1 protein-coding gene is annotated in these 296 nt (G+C 51.7%); it reads right to left on the reverse strand.

Annotated elements, in window-relative coordinates:
* The coding region (locus tag Q4563_RS18820; RefSeq protein WP_303605600.1) for a response regulator at window positions 1–296 on the reverse strand (296 nt) is incomplete at both ends.

The raw sequence follows: 296 nt of genomic DNA on the forward strand, positions 1-296 counted from the left end.
GATATCACCATACCCAGTCATCAGACTAACCGGCAAATCCGGGTCAATTTTGAGTGCCTGACAGGCAAACTCAAAGCCGTCGGCATCGGGCATACGCAAATCGGTCAGAATGACCATTGGCTGATTCACCGTCAGCCGTTTCAGCAAAGCGGCCGGCGAGGCATAGGTACTGATACGTTGATACTCGACCGATAACAGGTCGGACGTATTGATCCGCACATCTTCGTCGTCGTCGATGATCACAATTTCAATATCGGCCGCACTCAGTGGCGACGCTTCAGTATCGGTCATTGAAC

Source organism: Gilvimarinus sp. 1_MG-2023, assembly GCF_030548285.1.